Source organism: Kribbella sandramycini, from assembly GCF_013131805.1.
In the GTDB taxonomy this organism is placed as follows: Bacteria; Actinomycetota; Actinomycetes; order Propionibacteriales; family Kribbellaceae; genus Kribbella; species Kribbella sandramycini.
The window spans coordinates 73,866-92,944 of record NZ_JABJRC010000002.1 but is presented as its reverse complement, the minus strand read 5'-3'; the positions used below and the strand labels follow the sequence as shown (position 1 = coordinate 92,944).

The following is a 19,079-nucleotide window of genomic DNA, read 5'->3' as shown; positions in this document are numbered from 1 at the left end:
CATACCCATGGCTCATGAAGGCAACGCATCCGAGCGGGACAAGAAGTACATCGCGCAGATCAAACTGATCCTGGAGGGTTACGGCAAGGATGTCGAGGTCTCGCCGGCGAAGTGGGAGGAGACCGGCGCCGAGTACATCTACCGCACCGGCGTCGTCCTGGTCCGCGACGAGGACGTCGAGCGCGTCATCCGGCTGTTCGAGGGCGGCCGCACCGGCGAGGGCGGGATCGGCGGCGTCACCCGGCTGTTCCTACCGGCGAAAGTGCCGCCGGGCGCGCCGGAGGACCGGTCCACCACCCAGCGCTTCCTGAAGTACGCCGACCTGCGGCTCGGCCGCGGCGTCGTCACGCCCGAGCACCTGTTCTACGTCACCCCGAGCGTCAGCCCGTGCCCCGCGACCGAGCCGGAAGAGGTCGGCCCGGGGACGCCTCCGGAGCCGTTCCTCGACAACACCAAGGCGACCGGCAAGGGCGTGAAGGTCGTCGTCCTGGATGTCGGCTGGTCGGACGCGCCCGCGGCGTACTGGCTGGACGGCGTCACCGGCGACCCGGAGGACGCGTTCGGCCCGGACGGCCTGATCAAGCCGTACGCCGGGCACGGCACGTTCATCGCCGGCGTCCTGCGCTCGATCGCGCGGGACGTCGAGGTCGTCGTGAAGAGCTACTTCCCGATCGCGGGCGCGATCTGGGAGTTCGACCTGGCCGCGGCCCTCGACGAGGTGCTCGACCTCGCGCCGGACATCATCAGCCTCTCGGCCGGCACCCGGACGCGGTTCGACCTGCCGCCGCTCGGTCTGGACGTCTTCGTCCAGACCCGGCTGAACCGGGTCAACGGCCTCACCCTGGTCGCCGCCGCGGGGAACGAGTCGAGCCGCGACTACTTCTGGCCGGCCGCGTTCCCGGAGGCGGTCGGCGTCGGCGCGCTCGCCGAGAACGGCCGCGACCGGGCCTGGTTCAGCAACTTCGGCGGCTGGGTCGACGTGTACGCGCCGGGTGAGAACCTGGTGAACGCGTTCCTCACCGGCGAGTACCGCTGCACCGAGCCGCCGCACACGGGTGAGCTGCGCAAGTTCACCGGAATGGCGCGCTGGAGCGGTACGTCGTACGCGACGCCGCTGGTCGCCGGGCTCATCGCCGGGCGGATGTCGCTGACCGGCGAGAACGCGCTGCAGTCCGCCGACGCGCTGCTCGCGTACGCGCTCGGTCAGGCCGCGCCGGGCGTCGGCCCGGTCCTGCGCCCGGGTGATGCGGAGAGCAGCACCACCTGAAACATGACGAACCGCTCTCTGCCAGCTCAGTCAGGCGAGCTGGCAGAAAGCGGTTGTCGGTCCCCCCACATGCTGACGCGGCGCGGACAAGACTTCGGCCTGACCACCGAAAACTCCTCACACGCCGCGTCAACCTCCCCCCATCGAAACCTCTTCGCGCTGCCCTCCCCCCTCGGCGGCACTGCGAAGCGGTTTCATAAGGCGGAGTCCCGGCTCACGGCCGGTGATACAGCGACTTTCAGAAGTTTTTCAGCAGCAGGCGCAGCCCTTGCCGCGCCAGGCGTCCACCCCCTCGCGGACGGCTACACCCGCGATGATCAGCCCGGCGATCGGGTCGGCCCAGCCCCAGCCGAGGGTCGCGTTCAGCACCAGGCCGACGAGCAGTACGGCGGACAGGTACGTGCAGAGCAGCGTCTGGGTGGAGTCGGCCACGACCGCGTTCGAGCCGAGCGCCTTACCGGTCCGGCGTTGTGCCCAGGACAGGAACGGCATCACGATCAGCGAGGCGATCGCCAGCCCGATACCGACCGGCGAGGTCTCCGGGTCGGCGCCGGTGATCAGCGACCGGATCGACTCGAAGCTGACGTAGGCGGCGAGTCCGAAGAAGGAGAACGCGAGCAGCCGGAGCGCCTGCCGCTCGCGCGACTCGGGCATCCGGTGCCGGAACTGCCACAAGATGATCAGGCCGCTGGACACCTCGACGACGGAGTCCAGCCCGAAGCCGACCAGCGCGACCGACCCGGCGACCAGGCCGGCGCTGATCGCAATCACGGCCTCGATCACGTTGTAGGTCACCGAGGCTCCGGCCAGCAACTGCGCCCGGCGGCTGAGTTTGCGGCGCAGCTCGGGGTCCGTCGTCCAGGCGCTGATCGGGCGCGGTTCGAGCGACAGCTCGACACGCGGGGCGGGCTCGCTCATGCTTGCGCGCCTTGGCCGTAGTTGGGGCAGAGGGCGACGGCGTCACCGGTCAGGCTGAGCAGCCGCTCGGCGGCGGTCAGCAGATCGAGTGTCGCCCCGGGGTGGGTGAGGCTGAAGACCGAGGCACGGCCTACGGGCCGCGACTCGACCAGGCCGCAGTCTCGTAAGCAGGCCAGGTGTTTGGAGACCGTCGACTGGGCGAGACCGAGATGCTCGGTCAGATCGACGACGCGATGCTCGCCGAGGGCCAGGTGCCGGACGATCGCCAGCCGTGACCCGTCGCTGAAGCCGTTGAACAGACAGGCCGCAACCGACAGCGCGGCCGTCTCGTCGACCACGCCTGGGCCCGGCCCGATCTCAACGTCAACCAGTGCTTTCATCGTCATATGGCGATATTATCGTCCAGTAGTCCCGTTTGGGAAGTCGGCGCTACGCTGGTGCCCGAGATGGACGGTTCGGTACGGCGATTGTTCGCGCGCGGCCTGATGCTGGTCGCGGCGCTACTCGCCATGTGCGCGTTCCACAGCCCGACGGAGTCGGCCGAGACCGCCCTGGCCAACTCCATGGCCATCGAGATGATCGGCCCGCTGCACCTCGACTTCGACGACGTGCCGGAGGTGTTGCCGGTCGCCGACTCGCACACCCACCGGATCGTGCCGAGTCTGCTCGGCCTGTCGATCCTGCTCGTCGCGGCGCGCGCGATCCGGGTCGTCGCCCTCCGGCCGGTCCGGCCCGCCGCGATCCGCGCCCGGTTCGGCGTACCGGCCGCTTTCTGCCCGTCAGCCGTCTCGCTGACCCAATTGCGGATCTCCCGCACCTAAGCCTCTCAGCTCGGTCCGTCCGCCGCGGCACGTTTGCCGCGCGCTCACCCATGCCCAGCTGAATCGAGGATCCATGAACACCAATACCCGTTTGTCCATCGGCATCGCGGCGGCTTTCGTCGTGGTCGCCGGCATCCTGCTCACCGTCAACGCCACCCGCGACGACACCTCTTCGGGTACGACCGCGGCCGCTCAGACCGACCGCCACGAACGGCTCGTCCGTCCGGACAGCCACAAACTCGACGTCGCCGCGGACGGGAAGGCGACCTTCGTCGAGTTCCTCGACTTCGAGTGCGAGTCGTGCCGGGCGGCCTTCCCGGTGGTCGAGGACCTGCGCAAGGAGTACGCCGGCAAGGTGACGTTCGTCGTCCGGTACTTCCCGTTGCCCGGGCACTTCAACGGCGAACGCGCGGCGCGGGCGGTCGAGGCGGCGGCCGCGCAGGGCAAGTTCGAGCAGATGTACCAGAAGATGTACGAGACCCAGGCCGAGTGGGGCGAGCAGCAGGTCCCCGCCGATGCCCGCTTCCGCGACTTCGCCAAGTCGCTGGGCCTCGACCTCGCCGCGTGGGACAAGGCCTACGCCGACCCCGCCACGCTGGAGCGCATCAAACGCGACGTCGCCGACGGCGAGGCCCTCGGCGTCACCGGCACCCCCACCTTCTACCTCAACGGCGCCAAACTGGAGCCCAAGTCGGTCGAAGACCTCAAGGCCAGCCTCAATGCCGCCCTCAAGTAACCCCCGCAGCACCCGCTCCGCCTCAGCCGCCCGGCCCGCACCCGGCGGGGCGGCTGCGGTCGGCGTGTTGGAGCCGTTTCCTAGGTTGTTGCCTTGGGTGTTGTTGGTGGGTGGGGTGATCGGGCTGATCGCCTCGGGGGTGTTGCTGGTGGAGAAGATCGCGATGCTGCGGGATTCGGCGTACGTGCCGTCGTGCAGTTTGAATCCGGTGCTGTCGTGTGGGTCGGTGATGACGAAACCGCAGGCGGAGGTGTTCGGGTTTCCGAATCCGCTGCTCGGGGTCGCCGGGTTCGCGGTGGCGACGGTCGGCGCCGGGCTGCTGGCGGGGGCCGGGTTTCGGCGCTGGTTCTGGTGGGGGTTGCAGGCCGGGGCGACCTTCGGCGTGGTGTTCGTGCATTGGCTGATGTTCCAGAGCCTCTACCGGATCCACGCGCTCTGCCCGTACTGCATGGCCGTCTGGACGGTCACGATCCCGATCTTCTGGTACACGACCCTGCACAACCTGCGCACCACCCGGGTGGCCAGGACGCCGACGAAGTACCACGGCGCCGTGCTGACCACCTGGGCGGTCGTCGTACTCACGCTGATCGGCGAGCAGTTCTGGTCGTACTGGAAGACCCTGCTGTGACGCTCAGCGCGCCTGCGGGTTCTCACACAGGAACGGCGGACGGGCCCCACCCGAGTGGTACTCGTACCGCTTGCCATCGGCCTCGAGAGTGATCCGCATCCCGTTCACCAGAGCCTGGGTGTAGTGCATCCCCGGCTCCGGGCAGCCGAGACTGCCGTCGGACCAAGTGACTTCCTCGGCGCCGAGGACCTTGACGGCGGTCTCGGCAATCCCGAGCCGCTTGGTCAAATCGGCCTTGGCCTGCTCCACCGGCGCAGCCGCAGCCCCAGGCGGCGTACTCACCGGCGGGACCGACGGCGTCGGCGAGGTCGGGTTCGAACTGTCGGACGGGTTCACAGCCGGGTTTCCTCCCGCAGATTCATTGCCACAAGCAACCAAAAACACCATGACAGCGGCCACCAGGGCCACCGAGTACCTACGCATCCTCATCACCTCCCACAGTAGACGCCCCCCACCCCACATTCGTTGCACCCCCGGGCGCTCGAACTGCGGTTCATGGCTGATGAGGAGGCCCCTGGTCGATCCAGTCTCCGCGCGGGTCCGGCGTGGAGAACAGCAGCAGCACTCGATCGTCCTGCATCGCCTCGACACACTCTGCCCAGGCCGCGGTATCGCCGGCGTCGTTCGGCACCAGCAACACCACTCGGTTCTGCGCAAGGTCACAGCCACCCGAGGCGCGGGGAATGCCTCCCGGCGCCCATTCTGCCTGCGTCGGGAGCAGCCGCTCGCTCAGGGCTTCCAGCTCCACTCGCGAGTACCTCACCGACTGGAACTCGACTGCGAGCCCTTGCTCCACGCTCAATGCGATGGCTTTGGCGTGCTCCACTGCCGGTGACGATCCATCGAGCGGGCCGACCAGTCGAACCAGCAACACCTTCCGGTCATGCGCCCACTGCACTCCACCGTCGAGAGCGCCTTCATCGGCCAGCGCGGCCCGCACCTGATCGACCTGCGCTTGGATATCGGCCTCGCCGGTGACATCGAGCGGGATCAGGTGGTCCGGGCCCATCTGCTGACCTCTCACGATCAGGGTGTTGCTGACGCTCAAGCTTGCCGCCTGACCGACAGTTGGGCAACCGCGGATCAGCGGAAGTCTCGGGAGGGGGTTTTGGTGGCCAGGGGGAGGCGGGTGAGGGAGTCGGCGGAGAGGTTGGTTACTTCGCCGGCTCGTTCTACGCGGCCGCGGACGATGAGGGCGGTGGCGTTGCGGGCGGTGGCGGCGTGGCGGCGCCAGCAGCCTTTGGTGATGACGATGTTGGCCATGCCGGTTTCGTCCTCGAGGTTCATGAAGGTGACGCCGGAGGCGGTGGCGGGGCGCTGGCGGTGGGTGACGACGCCGGCGACGCGGACGCGGGCGCCGTCGGGGACTTCGCGGAGCTGGGCGGCCGAGAGGATGCCGGCGGCGCGGAGGTCGGCTCGGACGCGCTCGATCGGGTGGCTGGTGGTGGTGATCGAGGTGGACCACAGGTCGGCCATGTCGGTCTCGATATCGCTCATCCCGGGCAGGGTCGGCGGTGGGCCGGCGACCGAGACGCCGGCCAGGCGGTCCGGGCGCTCCTCGGCCGCGCGACCCGCCTCCCACAGGGCTTGCCGCCGGTCGAGGCCGAAACAGTCGAAGGCTCCGGCGGTCGCGAGCGCCTCGACCTGCCCCGCAGTGATACCGGTCCGCCGCACCAGGTCGGCCATATCGCGATAGGGCCCGCCGCGCTCGCGCTCCTCGACGATCAGCTTGGCTCCCTTCTCCCCCACCGTCCGGACCTCCGACAACCCGAGCCGGACGGCGAACACCCCGTCGCGCCGGTGCAGAGTCGAGTCGAACGGCGCCTTCGGGTCGAACGGCCCGACCGGCGGCTGCGGGTCGAGCAGACAGGACGGCGAGCCGGTCGGGCCCTGCCGCTCCTGACCGTCGACCAGGAGCTCCAGCTCGGCATCGACCGCCGAGCGTTGCAGGTCGGGACGGCGTACTTCGACGCCGTGCCGCCGCGCATCGGCGACCAGGGACTGCGGTGAGTAGAACCCCATCGGCTGCGCCCGCAGCAGCGCGGCCAGGAACGCGGCCGGGTAGTGCAGCCGCAACCACGTGCTGGAGTAGACCAGCAGGGCGAAGCTGATCGAGTGCGACTCGGCGAACCCGAAATTCGCGAAGGCCTCGATCTTGGCGTAGATCTCGTCGGCCAGCTCGCCCTCGATCCCGTTCCGCGCCATCCCGGCGTACAGCTTGTCCTGGAGGGAGGAGATCTTCTCGACCCCGCGTTTGGAGCCCATCGCCCGGCGCAGCAGGTCGGCCTCGTCGCCGTCGATCTCGCCGACCGCCATCGCCATCTGCATCAGCTGCTCCTGGAACAGCGGTACCCCCATCGTCCGTTCGAGCACCGGCTTCAGCTTGGGATGCAGGTAGGTGACCGGCTCCTCCCCCGTCCGGCGGCGGATGTACGGATGGACGGCGCCGCCCTGGATCGGCCCGGGCCGGATCAGCGCGATCTCGGTGACCAGGTCGTAGAACTTGCGCGGCCGCAGCCGCGGCAGCGTCGCCATCTGCGCCCGCGACTCGACCTGGAAGACGCCGACCGAATCGGCCCGGCAGAGCTGGTCGTAGACGCCGGCCTCCTCCTTCGGGATGTTGTGCAGCAACCACGACTCGCCCAGCCGATCGCGGACCATGTCCAGGCAGTACTGCAGGGCGGCCAGCATGCCGAGACCGAGCAGATCGAACTTCACCAGCCCCATCCACGCGCAGTCGTCCTTGTCCCACTGCAGGACGGTGCGATTCTCCTTCCGGGCATGCTCGATCGGCACCACCTGGCCCACCGGGCGCTCGGTCAGCACCATGCCCCCGGAGTGGATCCCCAGATGGCGTGGGAACTTCAGCAGCTGCGTCGCCATCGCCACCACCCGCGGCGGGATGTCGTGTTCGGTCGAGGTGATCTCCGGGCTCCAGCCGTCCACCTGTTTGGACCAGGCGTCCTGCTGGCCGACCGAGTACCCCAGGGCCTTGGCGACATCGCGGACGGCGGACTTCGGCCGGTAGGAGATCACGTTCGCCACCTGGGCGGCGTTCCGGCGGCCGTACTTGCCGTAGACGTACTGGATCACCTCCTCGCGCCGGTCGGAGTCGAAGTCGACGTCGATATCGGGCTCCTCGGCCCGGGTCGAGGCGAGGAACCGCTCGAACGGCAGGTCGTAGAGGATGCTGTCGACGGCGGTGATCCCGAGCGCGTAGCAGACCGCCGAGTTCGCCGCGGAACCCCTGCCCTGGCAGAGGATCCCCTCCCGGTGGGCGAAGCTGACGATGTCGTGGACGATCAGGAAGTACCCGGGGAACCCCTTCTCCTCGATCACGGCCAGCTCGCGGGCCAGCCGGTCGTACGCATCCGGGCGCTGCTCGCGGGTGCCGTACCGGCGGGCGGCGCCCTCGAAGGTGACGTGGCGCAGCCAGCTCATCGGCGTCTCCCCCTTCGGGACGTCGCGTAACGGGAGCTTGGGTTTCGCCCGGGCCAGGTCGAACGCGAGCTGGTCGGCCAGGGTGACCGAGCGCGCGACCGCGCCGTCGTACCGGCGGAAGCGGTAAGCCATCTCGGCCCCCGTCCGCAGGAAGGCCATCCCGCTCGGCGGGAGCCAGCCGTCCATCGCGTCCAGATCGCGGCGCGCGCGGACGGCGGCCAGCGCCGAGGCCAGCTTGTACTGCGCCGGGGCCGCGTAGTGAACGTTGTTCGTGGCAACGACCGGGAGACCGCGATCGGCAGCCAGCTCGGCGAGGATCCGGTTCCGGATGGTATCGGTAGGCAGGTGGTGGTCGATCAGCTCGACCACCACGCGATCCTTGCCGAACAATTGCGTCAGCCGATCCAGCTCCCGCCCGGCCGCCGCCGGCCCCTCGGCCTGCCCGCCCCGCTCCAGCGCCTGCCGCACCAGCCCCTTCCGGCAGCCGGTCAGAATCACCCACTCCGGATCGTCTTTCGCCAGCTCCTCCAGGTGGTAGACCGGGCGCCCCTTCTCCTCACCGGCCAACTGCGCCTCGGTGATCGCCCCCGCCAGCTGGTGGTACCCCTCCTGCCCTTCGGCCAGCACCAGCAGATGGCTCCCCTCCGGATCGGCCACCCCGTTCTGCGGGTGCGTCAGCCCCAACGACAGCTCCGCACCGAACACCGTCGGCAACGAGTACGCCGCCGCGGCCTCGGCGAACCGCGCCGCACCGTAGAACCCGTCGTGATCGGTGAGCGCCAGCGCATGCAGCCCCTGCCGCACCGCTGTCTCGATCAACTCCTCCGGCTGGGAAGCCCCATCCAGGAACGAGTAATTCGAATGCACATGCAACTCGGCATAGGCCACCTCAGCCTCCCCGCGCTGCACCTTCGCCGGCACATAAGGCCCCCGATGCTGCGACCAGGCCGGGCTGTCCCCGCCGTCGGCCGTCACCGGCCGGCCGCCATGGCTCCCCGGCCGCGACCGATCCGAGAGCCGGCGCTCCAGCTCCGACCACTTGATCGGCGGATTGTTGTACCCCATGCCTCATTAGAACACTTGTTCGAATACTTACGCCAATCGAGCGCGCGCAGGTAGGAGCGACAGGGCGGCCACCAGCGCCGCCGCGGCGGCGAGCGCGATGGCGGCGGTGAGTGCGACCTGCTCGATCAGCACTCCCGCGAGCGCGCTGCCGGCCGCGAAGCCGAGCCAGTTGGCGGTGGTGAGCGCGGCGAATCCTTGGGATTGGGCATCGCGTGGGGTGTGTTCGGCGATCAGCAGCGCCTCGATGGCATCGGCCGGGCCGGTGGCCGCCCCGATCAGGACCAGGAGCAGAACCGAGACGACGGCCGCAGGACCGGCCCCGAGAGTCAGGATCAGCAAGCCGTACAGGCCGAGCGCGACCGAAAGCTGGGCCGGCAGGCTGCCGGGCAGCGCGACGCCGCCGTAGGTGAAGCTCGCAAGCACACCGCCGCAGGCCATGGCCGCGACGAAGAGCCCGGAGTTCGCCCCCAGGCGTTCGGCATGGGCGACGACACTCACCTGAAGTGCTCCGATGGCAACCGCCCCCAGCACGACGACAGCCAGAACGTGAACCTGCCGGGACGTCCAACTAGCCGGCCGAGACGCGCTAAGCGCACTGCCCGGCACACTGCTGACACCTCGAACCGCCGGCGCGGAGCGGAGCCAGAGGACGCCGACCGCCGAGACCACCGCCGTCACCACAACGGCAACGATCGGTTGCCCGAAAGCAGTCACGAGCCCGACCAGCAGCGGACCGATGACGAAAACCGTCTCCGTGAACAGACCTGAGATCGCGAACAGCGCGCGACGCGCTCCAGACTCGCTGGTAGCGGCGAACACCTTCTTGGCCACCGCAGACGATGGCGGGCTGCAGGATCCGGCAGCGGCTGCCGTCACGATCAAGGCCGCAGCAGGCAGGCCCAGCGCGGCGACGGCGATGTACCCGGCGAAAAGCAGCGTCTGAACGACGGCTGTCAGAGCCAACGTCCGGCGCGCACCGCGCCGGTCGACGACTCGTCCCCAGATCGGAGCGGCGATGGCCACGGCAGTTGAATACGCACCGACGACAGCCCCGGCAACCGCGTAGCTGCCAGAGGCGGCTTCCGCACTGGTCAGCAGGGACAGATTCACCATTCCGGACAGCAGGTAGCACACCAGGACGGCAGCAACGACTCGGGCGATTCCGGGCGCGGCAAGGGCCTCGCGATAGCTGGCAAGCACTCTAGATCGACTCCTTGACGGCAACGATCCGCGTGGCCGCCAGGACCGCAGCGGCCAGGGCGACGACGGCGGCGATCAGAAAGGACAGGCCCCATCCGGCTGTCGTCGCAGCAGCCGAGGCCGGATCAGGATGGGCGGAAACCCGCGCTGCGCTGACGGTCGTCAGCACAGCCAACCCCAGCGCACCGCCAATCTGCTGGCCGGAGTTGAACAGCGCCGACGCGACACCGGCATGCGCCTGGCCGGCACCGGCGACGGCGGCAGACGTGAGCGGTACGAAGGCCGCCCCAAGCCCCACACCGGCCAGCAGCAGCGTCGGCAACAAAGCGCCCAGGTACGTCGACTCCGGGCCGAGTCGGCCCAGTAGCGCCATACCGATCGCGACCAGCAGCGCGCCCGCGGCAGCCAGTCGGCCGGACGCGACCCGGTCGGCGTACCGGGCAGATACTTGCGCCGCGATCGTGATCGCCAAGGCCATCGGGACGAAGGCCAGCCCGACGGCGATCGGCCCCGCGCCCTTGATCGTGGACAGGAACAAGCTGACGAAATAGAAGAGCCCGAAGATCGCGACGCCGAACGCCAGCCCGACGACGTCAGCTGCGACGACAGCGCGGTTTCGCAACAGCTCCGGCGGAATCAGCCGGTCCGCAGTCCGGCGCTGTACGACGACGAAGGCCGCGAGCAGCCCGGCCGCAAGCACCAGCCCGGCCAGCGTCCTCACATCCAGCCATCCGTACTCGGCCACCCCGGTCAGCGCATACACCAGCGCCATCAACCCACCAGTGACCGTAGCGGCACCAGGCAGGTCGCCCCGGCCAGTCGACACCGCAGCCGACCGGGGCACCACCGCCAGACCGATCAGTACGATCGCCGCCACCACCGGAACGTTGATCCACAGGACCCACCGCCACGACAGCGCCTCGACCAGTACGCCGCCGAGCACCGACCCGAGGGCGGTCCCGGCCGCAGTGACCGCGGCCCACACCCCGAGCGCCGATCGACGTCCCCGACCTGATGGAAACACCTCCAGCACCAGCCCCAGCGCGGCCGGCGCCAGCACAGCCGCACCCAGCCCTTGCACCGCTCGCGCTACGACCAGTGTCAACGGAGTCTCGGCGGCACCGCCGACCAACGACGCCACACCGAACACCGCGACGCCGGCCATGAAGACCCGGCGCCGGCCGAACCGATCCGCGATCCGCCCGCCAGGAATCAGGAATCCGCCGAAGGCCAAGGTGTAGGCGGTCACGATCCACGACAGCTGCGCGGAGCTGAAGCCCAGCCCGTCGCGGATCGGCCCCAGCGCCACATTGACGATCGTGGCGTCCACCACGATCAGCAGCTGGCCACCCGCCAGCACGGCCAGCGCCGCGGCCCCGCTGCCTTCACGAGCACGCGCCCTCATGTCGCCTCCTCCGGATTCACTCAACGAGCGTAGAGCGAATGCGAGATTCGGTCAACGCGCGTAGAGTGAGCCCGGTGACAGCGGATGAGCCGAGGGTTTCGCGGGCCGAGCGCCGGCGGCGGACCGAGAACGCCGTACTGCAGGCCGCGCGCCGGCAGTTCGCCGAGGCCGGTTACGAGCGCACCAGCATCCGAGCGGTCGCCGCCGAAGCCGGTATCGATCCCGCGCTGGTGATGCAGCTGTTCGGAAACAAGGAGCGGCTCTTCGCCGCGGCCGCCGGCTCCAGCGCCGCCGTGGACCAGCTGGTCGATGCGAGCTTGGAAGACCTACCGGCGGCCGCGGCCGCACACCTGTTCGCCGGGTTCGAAGACCCCGACCGGCGCGCCGCGGCCGAGGCGTTGTTGCGCAGCAGCCTGACCCACGACCAGGCGGGCGCCGTACTGCGCGATCAGGTCATGGCACCGGCCCAGGCCGCGGTTGCCGCGACGATCGGCGGCGAGGACGGCGAGCTGCGCGCCGCCGTCCTCAACGCCTGTACGCTCGGCGTGGCCATCTCGCGCTACCTGCTGCGGGACCCGGTGCTGGCCGGGGCAACGAGTGAGCAGCTCGAATCCGTTCTCGAGCCGGCCCTGCGGGCGATCAGCCGGCCCGCAGCGTCACAACGGGCCGAAGACGTCGATCACCTCCGCTCGTAGCTCGAGGCCCTCGAGCACCACGAGGAGTTGGCGTTCCTCGTAGCGGAAGTGGCTCTCCATGATCGCCGCGATCCCTTCGAGATGACGGTCGAGCTCGGCGGGCGGCGCCGCGCGGTCGACGGCGTCGCGGAGGCCCTGGAGGAGATGGCCGATCATCGAGTGGTCCTGTTTGAGGGCGCGCAGGACGGGGGCGAGGTGCGGGTGGGCGGCTTCGACGGCCGGGAACAAGGCACGATCCTCGCCCTGGTGATGGCCGTCGAGCGCCGTGCAGAAGCCGTGGCAGTAGAGCAGCAGGTCACGAGTGGCCTGCGCACCCGGGGCGCCGTCGCGGACGGCGTCCCGGGTGATCGCCAAAGCTTCGCGGATCCGGGTGTGGACCCGGCGCATTTCGGTGCTCCAGGCAACTAGCCTGGTCGTCTCGCGCTCAGTCACGCGAGAGCGAAGAGAGTGACGAGAGCATCGTCGCCTCCTTCGGTCCGGCGCCTCCATGCCTGACAGGGTCTGTCACCAGCACGCGACGCTGGGAGCAGCCTATTCGCCGTACGCCTTCTCGGTCCAGCCCAGGGCGCCCAGCGAGCCGCCCTTGATGTCGGTGCCGCTCGAGTCCTTCGCGTTGGCGTCGAAGTGCCAGGAGACGGAGCCGGTCTCCTGGATCGCGAGCAGTGAACGGCCCTCCGGGTGCTGCTCGCAGGAGCCGGTGGAGAGGCTGGTGAACGTGTCCCAACCAGTCGTCCGCAGCACCGATGACGGGATGCTGGAGCCCGGCGCACCCCGGCGGAAGCGCCATTCCTTGAGGGCACCCGCGGACGTCGTCCCGAGCAGGACATCCACCGGCTGCGCGTCGGTTCCACCGGTACGCTCGTAGATCATCGTCTTGATCGAGCCCCAGCCCGTCCCGGGCATTTTGACCGGGTCGACCGGGATGCCCTCCTGGCCGACGACGGTGTACCGGTAGAGCGACTTGGCCGTGAATCGGTACAGATAGGGGTAGGCGTACACGAGCGTCCGGGTCCCGCCGAAGCCGGCCGCCAGCCGGGTCACCTTGTGCTGCGTCATCCGCCAGACGCGGTCGTCGCCGCGCTCGGCCGCCCGCTCGATCCGGTAGACGTAGCCGTCGGTCGGGTGGGCGGCGAACTCCTCCCGGTGGAAGCTGTCCTGGCTCTCGCCCCAGACACCTCCGAGCGTGAGGGCCGCCGGGCGCCAGGGCAGCTTGTCGCCCGGAATCGACTCCACCTTGGTCGGCTGGTCGCTGTTCCGCTCGTACCGGTAGAACAGGCGCTGTCCGTCCGACTTGTACGCCGAGGTGACAGCGGCGCAACCAGCGGGCACGTCACCGACAGCCGCTCCGGACGACGAGGTCACAACGACAAGGCCGGCCGCGGCCAGCGCACCAGCGACGCCGACGGACAGGATGGTTCTACGCACGACAGGGTGTCCTTTCCAGAGCATGGGGAATCCCCTGACCCTAGAAATCCACACCAGCACCGGTCTGCCCGTACTCCGCCCGTACCTAAATAGGTGGCCGTCCCGGCGGACCGGTTGCTACTGTTCCCGGCGTCCGTGACATCACACCTGGAGGTGAGGCCCCCATGAACGCTGTATCGCAGTGGGTGCTCCCTTCCGTGGTCACGGGCGGGCAATTGACGTAGGTGTCAGCGGGAGCGCTCCCAGAAGCTCCCGAAAGGACCACCTGTGCACCCTTCGCTCTGCACGATCTCCCGCGTCGCCGACAACCAGTGGCACGCGGTGGAGAACGACCTGGTCGTCGGCCGCGGCCACGCCTTGCGCCGACTCGACGGCCGCACCTTTCTCAGCATCGACACCTGGCGCGACGCCGTCTTCGAGCAACTCGCCACCGCAATGCTCGCCGATCAGCCGGCGCCGCTGTACACGGTCGTCGATGAGACCGAGCGTGAGCTGACCGCCAACTGGGAGCGCGCCGGTTTCACGACCTGGCGTCGCGAACGCGAGTACGTCGTACCGACACAAGTACGCCCGGCGTCGCCGCCACCCGGCGTCGTCATCACCGCGGCGGCCGAAGCGCCGTTACGTGAGCTGGACCAGGCCATCCGGGCCGAGATCAGCAGTACCGTCGGCTGGGAGACGATGCCCGCCGAAGTCCTGCCCTGGCAGGGCGGAAGCGTCCCGATCGATCCGGCGGCCTACACGATCGCGCAGCGCGACGGCCGACACGTCGGGCTGATCCGGCTCGCGACGCACACGCGACAACCGCGGATCGGGCTGATCGCCGTCCGCTCCGGCGAACGACGGACCGGGATCGCTCGCGCTCTGCTCGGCCACGCTCTCACCGAGCTGCACCACTCCGGCATCGAGACAGTCGTTGCTGAAGTCAACGAAAACAACCCGGCCGCCTGCGCGCTTTTCGAGGGACTCGGCGCCCGGCGTACCGGCGGGAATCTCGAACTCGTTCACGGGGAGGCCTGATATGCCCAGAAAAGCAGGAGCCATCGAGCTGGACGGCGTCGTCGTCGAGTCGCTCCGGAACGCGACCTTCCGGGTCGAACTGACCAACGGCCATCAGGTGCTCGCGCACATCAGCGGCAAGATCCGCCGTAACTACATCAAGATCATCCCCGAGGATCGCGTCCTGGTGGAGCTCAGCCCCTACGACCTCACCCGCGGCCGCATCATCTTCCGCTACCGCAACTGACCCGGCTCAGGTGACCGGCCGGCCGTACTCCTTCGCGCAGAGCGCGATCACTGCGGTCAGCCGGCCGCGGGCGGCGGTCAGCTCGGCGATCTGGGCGTCGATCTGATCCCGCTCGCGGGTCAGCCGCGCCTGCGCCTCGGCCGGGCTGAGATCGCCGTCCACACAGGGCATCAGGCCGGCGATCGTCCGGCTGGACAGGTTGGCCGCGAACAGCTGCTGGATGAGCTGAACCCGCTCGACAGCCTCCTCGGCGTACTGGCGCTGGCCGGCGGAACTGCGCTCCGACTCCAGCAGGCCCCGCTCCTCGTAGTAGCGCAGGGCGCGTGTGCTGACGCCGGCGCGCGTGGCCAGCTCTCCGATCCGCACGGTGACCTCCATCACAAGACTTGCCTTTGACGTCAACGTCAAGTTTTAGCGTCATCGTATGCAGATTCAAGGATCGATCGCCCTCGTCACCGGCGCCAACCGCGGCCTCGGCCGCCACTTCGCCGACCAGCTCCTGGAGCGCGGCGCCGCCAAGGTGTACGCCGCCGCCCGGCGCCCCGAACTCGTCGACCTCCCCGGCGTGGAGCCGCTTCAGCTGGACATCACCGACCCCGGCTCGGTGGCCGCCGCCGTCCGGACCGCCGCCGATGCCACCCTTCTGATCAACAACGCCGGGATCGCCAACACCGCGGACCTGCTCACCGGCGACCTCGACCTGGCCCGCGCCGAGATGGAGACCAACTTCTGGGGCACCCTCACCGTGATCCGCGCCTTCGCGCCGCAGCTGGCCGGCGGCGCGATTCTCAACGTCCTCTCCGCACTCTCCTGGGCCTCCTTCCCGGGCTCCGGCGGCTACGCCGCCTCGAAAGCCGCCGAGTGGAGCCTGACGAACGGCGTCCGCCTGGAGCTCGCCGCCCAGCAGACCCAGGTCACCGGCCTGCATCTCGGCCCGGCCGACACCGACATGACCGCCGCCCACGACGTCCCCAAGACCGCCCCCGCCGTCGTCGTCAAAGCCGCCCTGGACGGCCTCGAGGCCGGCAAGTGGGAAGTTCTCGCCGACGAGATGCCCCGCGTCGTCAAGGCCGCCCTGGCCGGCGACCCCGAGGCCTTCTACACCCGGTAACCACCCGCCCCACCTACCGGAGCCCCGGCCGCGAATCAAGACTAGAACATCTGTTCGAACATCGGCTAATCTGAAAATATGCTTGGTCGGTTCACGGTGCGCCCCGCAGACGACGGCTCCGAAGGCTTCGGAGTCTGGGACGGCGCAGTCAACGGTTGGCGCGCGAGCGGTCTCCCCGACAAATTCGCGGCAGCGGAGGCCGCCGTCGAGCTGGAGCTCCAGTACGACGCCCACGGCCCCCGCCCCGCGGGCGCCGTCCGCCTCCTCCCCACCCCCCAACCCGTCCGCCGCGCCACCTGGGGCGAAGGCCACATCGAAGCCTGGGTCCGCGACACCGGCACCGGCGCCTGGTACGCCAAATTCCGCGACCCCACCGGCCTCGTCTCCCTGGTCCTCGGCAACGACGTCCGCCCCCTCAAAAACCCCAAGCGTTAAAGAAATGATCAGCGCCGACGCGTTCATTTTTCAGCCAGCACGCGAAATTGCTCACTCTCCGCCAATTCAGGACTGATCAACTTAATGCCTTCGAGAAAATCTGAGGCCAGCGCCGAAAGCATGGCAAGGAGGTCGTCGCGGCCGATAGTCTCGAATTTCGGATTTGGAACCCAGTCAGTCCGAGACTCGCATCGAATAAATATCGAATCCGCCTTCGGCGAGAAGGTCAGGCTCCTTTCCACCCCTTGTGAATAAAGGTCCACTTCGACTTCACGCCTACCTCGAACGCCGGCCAGAAGCGATGGAAGTTGCTCCATGAACGCCGACAGATCGTAGGCGACATCGAGCGACCACTCTCCACTCCCAAAGCCGCTGACATGAAACCTGCTGCCGTCAACCTCAGCTAGAGCGCCACATGCCTCAATAATTAGGGTTTCATACTCATCACTTCGCTCGAAGCTCACCGAATCAGCGATCCCAGCGTCAGTAACAACCGCCATACGAAACGACACAGAAAAGGTCACGCTTCGAATCTCCTAGTTCGGACCAATGATCGGGTATCCAGTTTTATACAATCCATTCGAACTCGGGATGAGTGTAGCTGCCCGCGCCGGAACGATACTCCCGTCTGGCATGATCACCCGCCCCAAGCCGTCTGGAATACGCACCGACCTGGCCCCAGCACCCTCAACGTGGACACTCTTCAGAAAGGCAGCTGCAGCGTCGTTGTCTAGCCACTGACCCTGTTGGCTCTGAGTTCCACGCGCACGACCAACCAGAGCTTTCAAATTCTTGGCGCCAGCGCCGTGAGTCTTGAATGTACGCCCCCAGGTTTTCACGCTCTTAGCTGCCCAGTTGATGCAACTGTTGTGAACGAGCACTGCCGCGTCGCCAGCTAAAACATGGTAAGTATGAATACTCGCGACGCTCAAATTGTAAGCTTTCGCGCGATGACTGGTATGCGGCTTGAGACCAGCAACCCGGACCTTGGTTCCATCAGCGCTGAGAATTTCCTCACCATGCACCAGCTCGTCGGCGCGCTCAAAACGCTTGCCAGTTGCCGACCAGAACGGATGGTCTTCGGTGGTGGTGACGCTTCCGCCGCCAACTTCAAGATCCATGAGAATGTCGTCGTGCACGAACACATGCTCAACAGCCTTTGCGGCACGCTCGCCCGTCTCGGGGTCTGCGGCAATGACTTGATCGCCTACACGGACATCTTGGATCGGTTTGTGACTGCCATCCGCCATGAGTACGTTGGTTGTGCCGGAAAATGAGCATGTCTTGGCGGCGAGCTTTCCCAGGACCTTGGCGCCGACTTTTGTGGCTGCACCTCCTACGGCACCGGTAGCGCCTCCGATGGCGACTTGCTTGGCGAGGCTGGTAGTGCTGAATGACTTGCTGTCATCCAGAGCGACTTCAGCTCCGTAGCCGAGGCCCGCGCCGGCCGCGCCTGCGACAGCTCCCGCGATGATGAGACAACCCACGCCTGCGGTTCCTATGCAGAATGCTGCGGCACCCGCGATGCCGACTCCGATGGCTATGCCGGTGCCGATTTCGGAGGCGTGGTCCTTGGCCCATTCGTGGGCGTGGTCGACGGCGTCGGTTACGTTGTCGGCTACGCGGTTGTACCAGCGCTTTTTCTTCTTCTTGGAGTGGTTGCTGCCGCCGTCGTCGTTGGCTCCGCCGCCGTTACCGCCGCCGCTGCCGTTGCGGAGTTCGTTGGCGGCGTCCTCGTGCTCTTGCCACTTGTTGGGGTCGTAGTTGGGGTCGGCGGTGCCGCCCTCGTCCCAGTTCGGCATCAGGCCGGTCGGGTCGGAGATGGAGACGGGGTTGTCGTTGGCGTAGGTGTAGCCGAGCATTTGTTGCGGGTCGCTCGGGTCGAGGAGGGGGTCGACGCTGAGGAAGCGGCCGATGGTGGGGTCGTACTCGCGGGCGCCGATTGTGGTCAGGCCTGTGGTTTCGTCCTCGGGTTTGTTGAGGAAGCCGTGGTTGTCCGGCCAGGCTGTCGCTGCGGCTCCGCGGGGGTCGCCGAAGGGTTTGGCGTAGCGCTTGGTCGGAGCGAGAGTGACCGAGTCGACGGCGACCTGGGAGGTGCCGTGATAGTCGGTGACCAGCCAGGACATGTCCGAAGTCGGCGTACCGTTCGCGGATCGGACGCCGATCGTCTGGCCGTTGAACGAGTACTGGCGCTTGCTGAGCACTTTGCGGGTCGTCTTGTCGAGGGTCAGCTCCAGATCGCCCAGGAAGAGGGTTACCTCGGTGGGGTTGCGACGAACCAGCAGGCTGCCGTCGACGTCGTAGACGTACTCGGTGTCACCGTCAGCGCCGGACAGCTTGGCGAGCTTTCCTTGCTCGTTCCAGCTCAGGGACTGTCCCGGCCGGACTGTTGTGTTGCCGCGGGCATCGTAGCTGTAGTTCTTCACCGGGCCAGCACCGGCGCCGCTCTGGGTGACGCTGGCGAGCGTGTGCGGCTGGTTCGTGTTGTAGGCAAAGGTGCTGGTGACGTCGCCGGCTGTGGAGCGATCGACCTGAGTCTTCCGTAGGCCGGTGGGAGTGTAGGTCCAGGACTGCCAGTACGGCGCTACTCCGCCGAGACCTAGCGAGCTCGGAGCGAGAACCACCCGTTGAAAGACATACCTCACCCCTGAAGTCACCACAGCCGAACTGCGAGCACCCCCGAGGT

21 protein-coding genes are annotated in these 19,079 nt (G+C 68.1%); 9 read left to right on the top strand and 12 right to left on the bottom strand.

Annotation, left to right across the window (positions count from 1 at the left end; translation table 11 throughout):
* Positions 1-7 precede the first annotated feature (7 nt).
* Positions 8-1,267, top strand: coding sequence for a S8 family peptidase (locus HPO96_RS08170; RefSeq protein ID WP_171672592.1), 1,260 nt, complete (start codon positions 8-10; stop codon positions 1,265-1,267).
* A 249-nt stretch (positions 1,268-1,516) separates the two neighbouring features.
* Here HPO96_RS08170 and HPO96_RS08165 read toward each other — a convergent pair whose 3' ends face one another.
* Entirely contained in the window at positions 1,517-2,185 is a 669-nt protein-coding gene (locus HPO96_RS08165) for a cation diffusion facilitator family transporter (protein ID WP_171672590.1), read from the bottom strand.
* Complete coding sequence (locus HPO96_RS08160) at positions 2,182-2,565, bottom strand: ArsR/SmtB family transcription factor (RefSeq protein ID WP_202885822.1); 384 nt, start codon at positions 2,563-2,565, stop codon at positions 2,182-2,184. Before HPO96_RS08160 ends, HPO96_RS08165 begins: the two co-directional genes overlap by 4 nt.
* 66 nt (positions 2,566-2,631) lie before the next feature.
* Here HPO96_RS08160 and HPO96_RS08155 point away from each other — a divergent pair, with 66 nt between their 5' ends.
* The 3 genes from HPO96_RS08155 to HPO96_RS08145 all read left to right on the top strand — a co-directional run bounded on the left by HPO96_RS08155 (position 2,632) and on the right by HPO96_RS08145 (position 4,370).
* On the top strand, positions 2,632-3,006 hold the full coding sequence (locus tag HPO96_RS08155) for a hypothetical protein (RefSeq protein WP_171672586.1): 375 nt from the start codon (positions 2,632-2,634) through the stop codon (positions 3,004-3,006).
* A 73-nt stretch (positions 3,007-3,079) separates the two neighbouring features.
* Positions 3,080-3,742 (top strand): DsbA family protein, encoded by a 663-nt coding sequence (locus HPO96_RS08150; protein WP_171672585.1) that lies wholly within the window; start codon positions 3,080-3,082, stop codon positions 3,740-3,742.
* A gap of 106 nt (positions 3,743-3,848) precedes the next feature.
* Complete coding sequence (locus HPO96_RS08145; RefSeq protein WP_337796555.1) at positions 3,849-4,370, top strand: vitamin K epoxide reductase family protein; 522 nt, start codon at positions 3,849-3,851, stop codon at positions 4,368-4,370.
* 3 nt (positions 4,371-4,373) lie between these two features.
* Here HPO96_RS08145 and HPO96_RS08140 read toward each other — a convergent pair whose 3' ends face one another.
* The 5 genes from HPO96_RS08140 to HPO96_RS08120 all read right to left on the bottom strand — a co-directional run bounded on the left by HPO96_RS08140 (position 4,374) and on the right by HPO96_RS08120 (position 11,481).
* The gene (locus HPO96_RS08140) at positions 4,374-4,706 is read right to left on the bottom strand and encodes a hypothetical protein (protein WP_171672582.1); all 333 of its coding nucleotides are present in this window, start codon (positions 4,704-4,706) and stop codon (positions 4,374-4,376) included.
* Positions 4,707-4,863: 157 nt separating this feature from the next.
* Entirely contained in the window at positions 4,864-5,418 is a 555-nt protein-coding gene (locus HPO96_RS08135; protein WP_171672580.1) for a hypothetical protein, read from the bottom strand.
* Between the two features lie 35 nt (positions 5,419-5,453).
* Positions 5,454-8,876, bottom strand: coding sequence for an error-prone DNA polymerase (locus HPO96_RS08130; RefSeq protein WP_171672578.1), 3,423 nt, complete (start codon positions 8,874-8,876; stop codon positions 5,454-5,456).
* Positions 8,877-8,903: 27 nt separating this feature from the next.
* Positions 8,904-10,010 carry an MFS transporter gene (locus HPO96_RS08125; RefSeq protein ID WP_171672577.1) on the bottom strand — a complete coding sequence of 369 codons (1,107 nt, stop codon included), beginning with the start codon at positions 10,008-10,010 and terminating at the stop codon, positions 8,904-8,906.
* A gap of 67 nt (positions 10,011-10,077) precedes the next feature.
* Complete coding sequence (locus HPO96_RS08120; RefSeq protein WP_171672575.1) at positions 10,078-11,481, bottom strand: MFS transporter; 1,404 nt, start codon at positions 11,479-11,481, stop codon at positions 10,078-10,080.
* Between the two features lie 74 nt (positions 11,482-11,555).
* Here HPO96_RS08120 and HPO96_RS08115 point away from each other — a divergent pair, with 74 nt between their 5' ends.
* A complete protein-coding gene (locus HPO96_RS08115; protein ID WP_337796554.1) occupies positions 11,556-12,176 on the top strand; it encodes a TetR/AcrR family transcriptional regulator in 621 nt (206 codons plus the stop codon).
* Here HPO96_RS08115 and HPO96_RS08110 read toward each other — a convergent pair.
* Together HPO96_RS08110 and HPO96_RS08105 are read right to left on the bottom strand one after the other, a co-directional pair.
* Positions 12,138-12,563: a hemerythrin domain-containing protein gene (locus HPO96_RS08110; protein ID WP_238354939.1), complete on the bottom strand. Its 426-nt coding sequence runs from the start codon at positions 12,561-12,563 to the stop codon at positions 12,138-12,140. The two genes, HPO96_RS08115 and HPO96_RS08110, sit on opposite strands and share 39 nt — an antisense overlap.
* A 144-nt stretch (positions 12,564-12,707) precedes the next feature.
* Positions 12,708-13,601, bottom strand: coding sequence for a hypothetical protein (locus tag HPO96_RS08105; protein WP_171672570.1), 894 nt, complete (start codon positions 13,599-13,601; stop codon positions 12,708-12,710).
* Positions 13,602-13,868: 267 nt separating this feature from the next.
* Between HPO96_RS08105 and HPO96_RS39540 the strand changes: the two genes are divergently transcribed.
* Complete coding sequence (locus HPO96_RS39540) at positions 13,869-14,621, top strand: GNAT family N-acetyltransferase (RefSeq protein WP_171672569.1); 753 nt, start codon at positions 13,869-13,871, stop codon at positions 14,619-14,621.
* Between the two features lies 1 nt (position 14,622).
* Positions 14,623-14,847 carry a translation initiation factor IF-1 gene (infA, locus tag HPO96_RS08095; RefSeq protein WP_171672567.1) on the top strand — a complete coding sequence of 75 codons (225 nt, stop codon included), beginning with the start codon at positions 14,623-14,625 and terminating at the stop codon, positions 14,845-14,847.
* Positions 14,848-14,853: 6 nt separating this feature from the next.
* Here infA and HPO96_RS08090 read toward each other — a convergent pair whose 3' ends face one another.
* A complete protein-coding gene (locus tag HPO96_RS08090; RefSeq protein WP_171672565.1) occupies positions 14,854-15,213 on the bottom strand; it encodes a MerR family transcriptional regulator in 360 nt (119 codons plus the stop codon).
* Between the two features lie 58 nt (positions 15,214-15,271).
* Here HPO96_RS08090 and HPO96_RS08085 point away from each other — a divergent pair, with 58 nt between their 5' ends.
* Both HPO96_RS08085 and HPO96_RS08080 read left to right on the top strand, forming a co-directional pair.
* Entirely contained in the window at positions 15,272-15,958 is a 687-nt protein-coding gene (locus tag HPO96_RS08085) for an SDR family oxidoreductase (RefSeq protein WP_171672563.1), read from the top strand.
* Between the two features lie 78 nt (positions 15,959-16,036).
* Positions 16,037-16,393, top strand: a complete 357-nt coding sequence (locus HPO96_RS08080) for a hypothetical protein (RefSeq protein WP_171672562.1) — start codon at positions 16,037-16,039, stop codon at positions 16,391-16,393.
* Positions 16,394-16,416: 23 nt separating this feature from the next.
* On the opposite strand, the gene HPO96_RS08075 is transcribed toward HPO96_RS08080, so the two are convergent.
* Both HPO96_RS08075 and HPO96_RS08070 read right to left on the bottom strand, forming a co-directional pair.
* On the bottom strand, positions 16,417-16,917 hold the full coding sequence (locus tag HPO96_RS08075) for a hypothetical protein (RefSeq protein ID WP_171672560.1): 501 nt from the start codon (positions 16,915-16,917) through the stop codon (positions 16,417-16,419).
* Between the two features lie 12 nt (positions 16,918-16,929).
* Positions 16,930-19,017 (bottom strand): polymorphic toxin-type HINT domain-containing protein, encoded by a 2,088-nt coding sequence (locus HPO96_RS08070; RefSeq protein WP_171672559.1) that lies wholly within the window; start codon positions 19,015-19,017, stop codon positions 16,930-16,932.
* Positions 19,018-19,079: the final 62 nt, after the last annotated feature.